Annotated in this window: 6 protein-coding genes and 1 pseudogene; 6 read left to right on the top strand and 1 reads right to left on the bottom strand. The window is 64.6% G+C overall.

Features of this window, described 5'->3' with window-relative positions:
* Positions 1 to 62 precede the first annotated feature (62 nt).
* Complete coding sequence (locus C4301_RS08590; protein WP_352414679.1) at positions 63 to 1,004, top strand: electron transfer flavoprotein subunit alpha/FixB family protein; 942 nt, start codon at positions 63 to 65, stop codon at positions 1,002 to 1,004.
* A gap of 20 nt (positions 1,005 to 1,024) precedes the next feature.
* Here the strand turns inward: C4301_RS08590 and C4301_RS08585 are convergent, their stop codons facing one another.
* Complete coding sequence (locus C4301_RS08585) at positions 1,025 to 1,498, bottom strand: LPXTG cell wall anchor domain-containing protein (RefSeq protein WP_352414678.1); 474 nt, start codon at positions 1,496 to 1,498, stop codon at positions 1,025 to 1,027.
* 64 nt (positions 1,499 to 1,562) lie between these two features.
* On the opposite strand from C4301_RS08585, the gene C4301_RS08580 reads away from it, so the two are divergent.
* The 5 genes and pseudogenes from C4301_RS08580 to C4301_RS08560 form a co-directional block, all read left to right on the top strand.
* Positions 1,563 to 3,128: an acyl-CoA carboxylase subunit beta gene (locus C4301_RS08580; RefSeq protein WP_352414677.1), complete on the top strand. Its 1,566-nt coding sequence runs from the start codon at positions 1,563 to 1,565 to the stop codon at positions 3,126 to 3,128.
* A gap of 96 nt (positions 3,129 to 3,224) precedes the next feature.
* The gene (locus C4301_RS08575; RefSeq protein WP_352414676.1) at positions 3,225 to 3,644 is read left to right on the top strand and encodes a MarR family winged helix-turn-helix transcriptional regulator; all 420 of its coding nucleotides are present in this window, start codon (positions 3,225 to 3,227) and stop codon (positions 3,642 to 3,644) included.
* Between the two features lie 20 nt (positions 3,645 to 3,664).
* A pseudogene (locus C4301_RS09970) lies at positions 3,665 to 5,164 on the top strand (MDR family MFS transporter); the annotation flags it as partial.
* Positions 5,165 to 6,147: 983 nt separating this feature from the next.
* Positions 6,148 to 7,638: an SWIM zinc finger family protein gene (locus tag C4301_RS08565; RefSeq protein WP_352414674.1), complete on the top strand. Its 1,491-nt coding sequence runs from the start codon at positions 6,148 to 6,150 to the stop codon at positions 7,636 to 7,638.
* Positions 7,639 to 7,642: 4 nt separating this feature from the next.
* Positions 7,643 to 8,111: metal-dependent transcriptional regulator (locus C4301_RS08560; protein WP_352414673.1), on the top strand; the 469-nt coding region annotated here is incomplete at its 3' end.

The raw sequence follows: 8,111 nt of genomic DNA, 5'->3' as shown, positions 1-8,111 counted from the left end.
GCGGCCGAGGAACTGGTTCGGCTTCTGCACGAAGAGGCCAAGGTGATCTGAGGAGGGAAAGAATGATCCTGGTGGTCCTGGAACACGACGGAAAAACCCTTAGGAAGGGGGCCCTCGAGGCCTTAAGCCGGGCCCGCGCCCTCTCCCAGGGCTTGGGCCTTCCCGTCCATGGCCTTCTCATGGGGGAAAACGCGGAGGGGGCCGTGGAGGAAGCCCGGAGGTATGTGGAGAAGGTCCACTTAGCCAAAACGGGGCCCTACACCGCAGAGCGCTTCGCGGAGGGGGTCTTCCAGTCGGGTAAGGAGGCCAAGGTCATCGTGGCCCCAAGCACCCGCCAAAGCCGCTCTTACACCGCACGGGTCGCCTACCGGCTTCGGGCTGGGCTTCTGGAGGACACCCTTGAGTCCTGGACCGAAGGGGGGGAGGTCTACGCCAGGCGCTACGCCTACCTAAACCGCGTCCTCCAAACCCAGAAAGCCCCCCTGCCCGTGGTCCTCACGGTCAAGCCCAACACCACCCCTTTGGCCAAGCCCCTGGCAAACCTCGGTGAGGTGAAGGAGATTGCTGTGCCCCAGGTGCCCACGGTGGAGGTGCTGGAAAGGCTACAAGAAGAAAGGAAGGGCGTCTCCCTGACCGAGGCCGATGTGGTGGTCACGGGTGGCCGGGGAATGGGAAGCCCGGAGGCCTTCAAGCTGGCCGAGGAGCTGGCCGCCCTCCTAAAAGGCGCGGTGGGGGCCACGCGGGCGGTGGTGGATGCGGGCTGGCGGCCCTACTCCGAACAGGTGGGCCAGACGGGGAAGACCGTCCAGCCTTCCTTGTACATCGCCTTGGGCGTCTCGGGAGCTGTCCAGCACCTTGCCGGGATGAACAAGAGCAAGTTCGTAGTGGCGGTGAACAAGGACCCGGAGGCCCCCATCTTCAAACACGCGGACTACGGGATCGTGGGGGACGTGCACCAGGTCCTGCCGGCCCTCATCGAGGCGGTAAAGAAACTAAAAGACTAGAAGGGAGCCTCTAGGACCCCTTAGGAGGTGCGGTTCTCCCCGCCCTCCTTTTCCTTTGGAGGCGGAGCCCCTTCCCCGAGCCCCTGGGCCTCGGCCGAGGCCTCCCCCCCGGGCTTGTCGTCCGCCCTTGGCTCCTTCAGGGGGGCCTCCTTCCTCCGGCGCAAAAGCCAAAGCGCCAGGGCCAGGAGGAGGAGAATGAGAAGGACCCCAGCCAGGAAGGTCCAGAAGGAAGCCGTCCCACCGCTTTCGGGCTTGGGGAGCTCCGGCAAGGCCAAAGGCGGGGTGCGGGAGGCCTGCTCTTGGGCGAACCTTTGCTCAAGGCCAGAGAGCCTTTCCCCCAGGGCCTTCAAACTCTGGGATTGAGCGGACACCGCCGTTTCCAAACGGAGGATGCGGGCCTCGAGGTCCGAAAGGGTTCTATAAACCCAGTACGCTCCCAGGCCTCCGAGGACCACCACGAGAAGAACCAGAACCCAAAGCAAAAATCTCTTCATTCTCTCACCCCCCTGCGCCCAAGACCCACTATACCGCACGGGCCCTGCTAGAATGAAGGCCGCTATGGCCGACAACGCCCGCCTGCTTCTGGACGAACTCCTGGCCGAGTTGGAGGAAAGGCGGAAAAGAGTCCTCCTCGGAGGGGGTGAGGAGCGGATCAAAAAACAGCACCAGCAGGGCAAACTCACGGCCCGGGAACGCATCCACCGACTTCTAGATGAAGGAAGCTTCGTGGAGCTCCTGCCCTTTGCCGAGCACCTGGAAACCGGTTTGATGGAAGGCCTGGAGGCCCCGGCCGACGGGGTGGTGACGGGGTACGGCACCATCCACGGCCGGCTTGTCTTCGTGTTCAGCCAGGACTTCACCGTCCTCGGGGGCTCCTTGGGAAAGATGCACGGGCGCAAGATCGCCAGTCTGATGGACATGGCGGTGAAGGTGGGGGCCCCCATCATTGGGCTCAACGACTCCGCGGGGGCCAGGATCCAAGAAGGGGTGGACAGCCTCTCCGGCTACGGAGAGGTGTTTTACCGAAACGCCGTCTACTCCGGCGTAGTCCCCCAGATCTCCGCCATCTTGGGCCCCTGCGCGGGGGGCGCGGTCTATAGCCCGGCCATGACGGACTTCATCCTCATGAGCCGCAGCACGAGCTACATGTTCATCACCGGACCCGAGGTCATTAAGAGCGTAACCCGGGAGGAGGTGAGCTTTGAGGAGCTGGGAGGGGCGGACGTGCACATGGAAAAAAGCGGGGTGGCCCACCTCGAGGCCGAGGGGGACGAGGCGGTTTTGGACCTCATCAAGAGGCTCCTTTCCTACCTCCCGCAAAACAGCCGGGAGAAGCCCCCCGTCCTCGAGGCCAAGGACCCCGTAGACCGGGAGACCCCTGAGCTTTTGGACCTCATCCACCCCGACCCCAAGCGCCCCTACAACATGCACCAGGTGATCCGAACCCTTTTGGACGAGGGGGAGTTCCTGGAGATCCAGCCTGCCTTCGCCCGGAACATCATCGTGGGCCTAGGGCGGCTCGGAGGGATGCCGGTGGGGGTGGTGGCCAACAACCCCCGGTTCATGGCCGGGGCTTTGGACATCAACGCCTCGGACAAGGCGGCCCGGTTCATCCGCACCATGGACGCGTTCAACGTCCCCCTCCTCACCCTGGTGGACGTGACGGGTTTCCTGCCCGGCGTGGCCCAGGAGCATGGAGGGATCATCCGCCACGGAGCCAAGATGCTCTACGCCTATGCCGAGGCCACCGTGCCCAAGATCACCCTCATCACCCGGAAGGCCTACGGGGGGGCCTACCTGGCCATGAACTCCAAGGACATGGGGGCGGACGTGGTGCTGGCCTGGCCCACGGCCGCCGTGGCGGTGATGGGGGCCGAGGGGGCGGCGAACATCATCTACCGGAAGGAGATCCAGTCCTCCCCTACCCCTGAGGAGACCCGCAGGAAGAAGATCGAGGAGTACCGCCAGGCCTTTGACAACCCCTACGTGGCCGCCGCCCGCGGGTACATCGACGACGTGATCGACTTCAAGGACACCCGCCGCCTCCTGATCCGCCACCTCCGGATGCTCTGGGACAAAAAGGAGGAACGGCCCTGGAAGAAGCACGGGAACATCCCCCTCTGAAGCCCTGACCTCACCGCCCGGGGCAGGCCTTGGGCGGTGTTTTTAATTGTGAATTGTACTACATCAAATTCTTTCACATGAAACTACCCTGGAAGGGTGAGCTGGACGATCCTCACCCAACTCTGGCGCCTCAACCGGGTGCTCCGGGAGGAGACCCTTCCCACCCTGGAGGCCTTAGGCCTCGCCCCCACTGATCCCTGGCTTCTCGCCGAGCTGGAGCACCACCCCTACCCCTCCCTCCTCGTCCACAAGACCCAGATCCCGCCCCCCACCATCAGCCACATGCTCAAGCGGCTGGAAAGGCTGGGCCTGGTAAAGAGGCGGCTGGAGCCTCAAGACCTGAGGCGGTACCGGTTTGAACTCACCGAGAAGGGTCGTCAGGCCCTGGAGGAAAGCCGAAAGGCCATGCAAAAAGCCCTGGAGAAGCGGCTCGACCGTTTGATGGATGAGGAAAAAACGCTCTTGGAAGGTATTCTTGATCGGCTCCTCGAGGGAGAAAGGGGGGAAGTGCTATGACCAATGGAAAACCAAGCCGGATGAGCCCCGAGGTGCGCTTTACCCTGATCGGCATCACCCTGGGCCTGTTTCTGGCCGCTTTGGACCAGACCATCGTCTCCACGGCCATGCCCAAGATCATCGCGGACCTCAAGGGAACGGAGTACTACGCCTGGGTCACCACCAGTTACCTTCTGGCCTCCACCGTCTCGGCTCCCATCTTTGGACGGCTCACGGAGCTGTTCAGCCGGAAAAGCATCCTTCTCGTCGCGGTGGGAATCTTCCTTCTGGGCTCGGCGCTTTCAGGGCTTAGCCAGAACATGGCCGAGCTGATCCTCTTCCGGGGGGTGCAGGGCATCGGAGGCGGGGCGCTTTTTGCCCTGGCCCTCACCACCCTCGCCGTCTTGTTCCCCCCCAGGGAGCGAGGCCGTCTCGGAGGGCTTTTCGGAGCGGTCTTCGGCCTTTCCAGTGCGGTGGGCCCCTGGCTTGGGGGGCTTCTCACCGACCACCTCTCCTGGCACTGGGTCTTCTACATCAACATGCCCGTGGGGGCGGTGGCCCTTTGGTTCATCCTCCGCTACATGCCCAGGCTCTCCCCCGAGCATCGGGAAGGGTTTGACTACCCGGGGGCCCTCCTCCTCGTGACCTGGACGGTACCCCTGATGCTGGCCTTCTCCTGGGGAGGCAGCACCTACCCCTGGAAAAGCCCCGAGATCCTGGGCCTTTTGGCCTTGAGCCTACTGGGGCTTCTGCTATGGGTCTGGACGGAGCTGAAAGTGGAGCATCCCCTTTTCGACCTCTCCGTCTTTCGCATCCCCACCTTCTCCCTGGCGGCGGGAGCCAGTTTCTTTTATGGCCCGGCCTTTTTAGGGGCGGTGGCCTTCTTGCCCCTCTACCTCCAGGTGGTCAAGGGGGTCTCGGCCTCCGCCTCCGGGGTGACCGTCCTGCCCCTCACCCTGGGGGTGATCCTGGGCTCGGTGGGCGGGGGCACGCTGGCCAGCCGGCTAGGTCGGTACAAAACCATTCTCATCGGAGGAAGCCTCTTTCTGCTGGGGCTTTTTGTACTGCTTCACTTCATCCTGGAGGCCTCCACCCCCTTGGGGCTTGTGGTCTTCCTCTTCTTCCTCCTGGGCCTGGGGCTTGGCCCCTCGCAAAGCCTCCTCAACATCGTGGCGCAAAACGACATCCCCATGCAAAGGATCGGCTCGGCCACAAGCGGGGTCCAGTTCGCCCGCCAGATCGGTTCCACCATGGGCCTCGCCCTCTTGGGCACGGTTTTGGCCACGAGCATAAACCAGGCGCTCTGCCGGGTCTTCCCAGAAAGCGCAAGCTGCCGGCCCGGCGCCGTGGTCCAAAGGACCACGGAGGGGACGGGGTTGGACCTGGACAAATCGTTCAAGGACCTCGAGGCCAGGATCACAGCCGCTTTGAAGGGGGACGAGGCCGCCTACGAGGAGCTAAAGAAGGATCAGAACCTTCCCGAAGAGGTGAAGAAGAATCTGGTCAAAGGAGGCCTCCCCGCCCAGTTTGCCAAGACCAAGGCCCTCCTCCTTGCCGCCTTGGAAGGGGATCCAGAGGCCTGGGAAGCGGTGCAAAAGGACCCCAACCTGCCCGAGGCGTTCAAGGCCAGACTGCCCAAGGGTGGCCTTCCTGAAACCTTCCGGGAGACGGAAAAGACCCTCGAGGCGGCCTTAAAGGGCGATCCGAAGGCTTGGGAGGCCGTCCAGAAGGACCCCAACATCCCCCAGGCGTACAAGGCCCGCATTCCCAAAGGGGGGATTCCCGGGGCGTTCGCCCGGATGAAGGCCCTCGTCTACCGCGCCCTCGAGGGGGATGAGGCGGCCTACCGGGCACTGGTTCTGGATCCGCGGGTGCCGCAGGCCCTTAAGGACCGCTTAAGCCCGGGCGGGGTTCCCAAGGGGGTGGAAAGGGCGCTTGCCGCCACCTACGCCCTTTTGGAAAAAGCCCTCCAGGGGGACGAAAAGGCCAAAGCCCGCCTCCTGAATGACCCCAGGCTCGACCCCAGGCTGAAGACCCTCCTGACCAGTCCCCCGCCTCCACAAGCCCTTCCCCAGGCCCTGGCCCAAGTGAAGGCGGGCCTGGAGGCCCAGAAGCCCCGGCTTGTGGCCCAGGCCCTGGCCGAGGCCAAAAAGCAGGTGGGGCTGAACCTGGAAAAGGCCGAGCAAAAGGCCCTCTCAGAAGCCCTTTCCGCTTTGAAAGCCGGCCTAAAGGAGGTCCAGAAAAAGGCCCTGGAAGAGGCCCGATCCCGGCTTCTCTCCGCCTTAGACCAGGCGGAGGGAAAAGCCCTCAAAACCGTGCCCCAGGAGGTCGTAAAGAGGCTGGAGGAGACCAAGGCCAGGCTCCAGGAGGCCTTGATCCAGGGCATCGTCGCGGCGGAAAAGGGGATCTTCCTCTACTCCGCCTTCTTTGTTTTCCTCTCCCTCCTTTTGGTTTTGGGCATGCCGGACAAGGAGCTCAGAGGAGGGTTCGGGCCGCAGAGGCTGGCAGAGTAAAGTGGAAAAGGATGAGGGACCCCTTCCTAGAGGCCCTGGAGGCCTTCCCCGAGGACCTCTTAGCCAAAGGGGAAGCCTACGTGCGAAAAGGCCGGGTCCTGGACCTGGTGCGCCTGGGGGAGGTCCTCCAGGCCCGGGTCCAGGGAACGGCCCCCTACCCTTACCGGGTCCGCCTCGAGCCCGGCCTAACGGGAACCTGCACCTGCCCCTACCCGGGCTGGCCCTGCAAGCATGCGGCGGCCGCCCTTTTGGCCTATGAAAGGGCCAAGGAGAAGCCCAAAGACCTCCTAAAAGCCCTGGAGGCCCTGCCCCCCGAGGAGGCCAAAAGCCTCCTTCTGGCCTTGGCCAAAGCCCTCCCCCAGGTGGCGGAGGCCCTTTCCGGATACGCCCTCGACCCGGAAAGGGAGGTTTTACGCCTGGCGCGCCTTCTCCCGAGTCCTGAGGCCGAGGCGGAGATAGGCCGGCTCATCGCCCAGCTCGCCTTAAGGCAAAACGCCCCGGCCCTCCTCCGCCTGGCCCGGGCCCTGGAAAAGGGGGCCCCGCGGCAAGGCGACTGCACGGCGGCGAAAACCCTGGCGCGAAAGGCGGTCCAAAGCTTCGTGGACATCGCGGGGGCCAAGGGGCTGGAAGCGCTTTTGGAGGCCCTTTCCCAAGGAAGCCTGGTGGCGGGGGAAGGGGTTGAGGCCCTGGTTTTGGCCTTCCCGGAAACCTTGCCTGAGGCCGAGGCGGCCCTCTCCCGCCTCCTAAAGGCGGCACGCGGGGAGAGGCGCCTTTTCCTTTACGGGCTGCTCCTCTCCCTCCTGCGAGCCCTGGCCCCAGAAAAGTACGTGGAGCGCCTCAAGGAAGGCCTTTCCGAGCCCTGGGAATACGCCGAGCTCGTCAGGACGCTCTTACAGCTGCAGCGGAGGGAGGAGGCCCTCCGCTACGCCCGGGAGGGCTTGGAGTGGTTCGGGAAAACGGAAAAGACCCTGCCCCTCCTCTTCGTCCTATGGGAGGAGGGCAAGGACCCGGAGGCCCTGGAGGCCCGCTTTTGCCTTAGGCCCACCCTGGAGGACTACAGGGCCCTAAGGGAGGCCCTGGGCCGGAGTCTGGCCGCCAAAAGGCCCCACCTGCTCAGACGGGTTAAGGACCTCGCCCTTCGGGCCCGGATCCTGCTTTTGGAGGAGGACTTCAAGGGGCTGGAGCGGCTTTTGCAAAGCCTCTCCCCCCTCGAGGCCCCCCGGGTGGCCGAGGCCATCCAGGAAGCCCTCCCGGAGGAGGCGGCCCAGCTTTACCTCCAAGGGGCCGAGGCCAAGGTGGAGGAGAAGACCCGCTCCGCCTACGCGGAAGCCGCTTTTTACCTAGGCCGGGCCGCACGGCTTATGAAAAGGCCCCCCTCTGAACTGGCCCAGGCCCTTTTGGCCCGCTACCCCAGGCGGTGGGCTTTGAGGGAGGCCCTCGCCCCCCTCCTAGGGGACGAGAAGGCCGCCCTTGCCGAAAGGCCCCCTCCTCCTCTACCCTGAGGGTGTGAAGCCCCCTCTAACCGAAGCCCAGGAGGACTACCTGAAGGCCATCCTTCTCCTGGAAGAGGAGGGCGGACGGGCCACCACCCAGGCCTTGGCGGAGGCTTTAGGCGTCCGGCCCGCCTCCGTCACAGAGATGCTCAAGAAACTGGCCGAGCTGGGGCTTGTCCGCCACACCCCTTACCGGGGGGCGGAGCTTACCCCTTTGGGGCGGCGGGTGGCCTTAGAAGTGGTCCGCCACCATAGGCTCCTGGAAACCTTCCTCCACCAGGCCCTCGGCTACAGCTGGGAGGAGGTCCATGCGGAGGCGGAGAGGCTGGAGCACCACATCAGCGAGGCCTTTGAACACCGCATCGCCGAGCTTCTAGGCCACCCCGAACGCGACCCCCACGGGGACCCTATCCCCGGCCCCGGACTCGAGCTGGGCCTGGACGAAGGAATGGGCCTCCTCCAGGCCCCCCTGGGGCAGGCCC

This window comes from Thermus sp. (genome assembly GCF_040290245.1).
Classification (GTDB): Bacteria; Deinococcota; Deinococci; order Deinococcales; family Thermaceae; genus Thermus_A.
Note: the sequence above shows the minus strand (reverse complement) of the source record. Positions and strands in the feature narration are given on the sequence as shown.

What these genes read in the sequence shown, in the direction of transcription:
- C4301_RS08585 (WP_352414678.1), bottom strand. Translation starts at nt 1,498, where the DNA reads ATGAAGAGATTTTTGCTTTGGGTTCTGGTTCTTCTCGTGGTGGTCCTC.
- C4301_RS08565 (WP_352414674.1), top strand. Translation starts at nt 6,148, where the DNA reads ATGAGGGACCCCTTCCTAGAGGCCCTGGAGGCCTTCCCCGAGGACCTC.
- C4301_RS08590 (WP_352414679.1), top strand. Translation starts at nt 63, where the DNA reads ATGATCCTGGTGGTCCTGGAACACGACGGAAAAACCCTTAGGAAGGGG.
- C4301_RS08580 (WP_352414677.1), top strand. Translation starts at nt 1,563, where the DNA reads ATGGCCGACAACGCCCGCCTGCTTCTGGACGAACTCCTGGCCGAGTTG.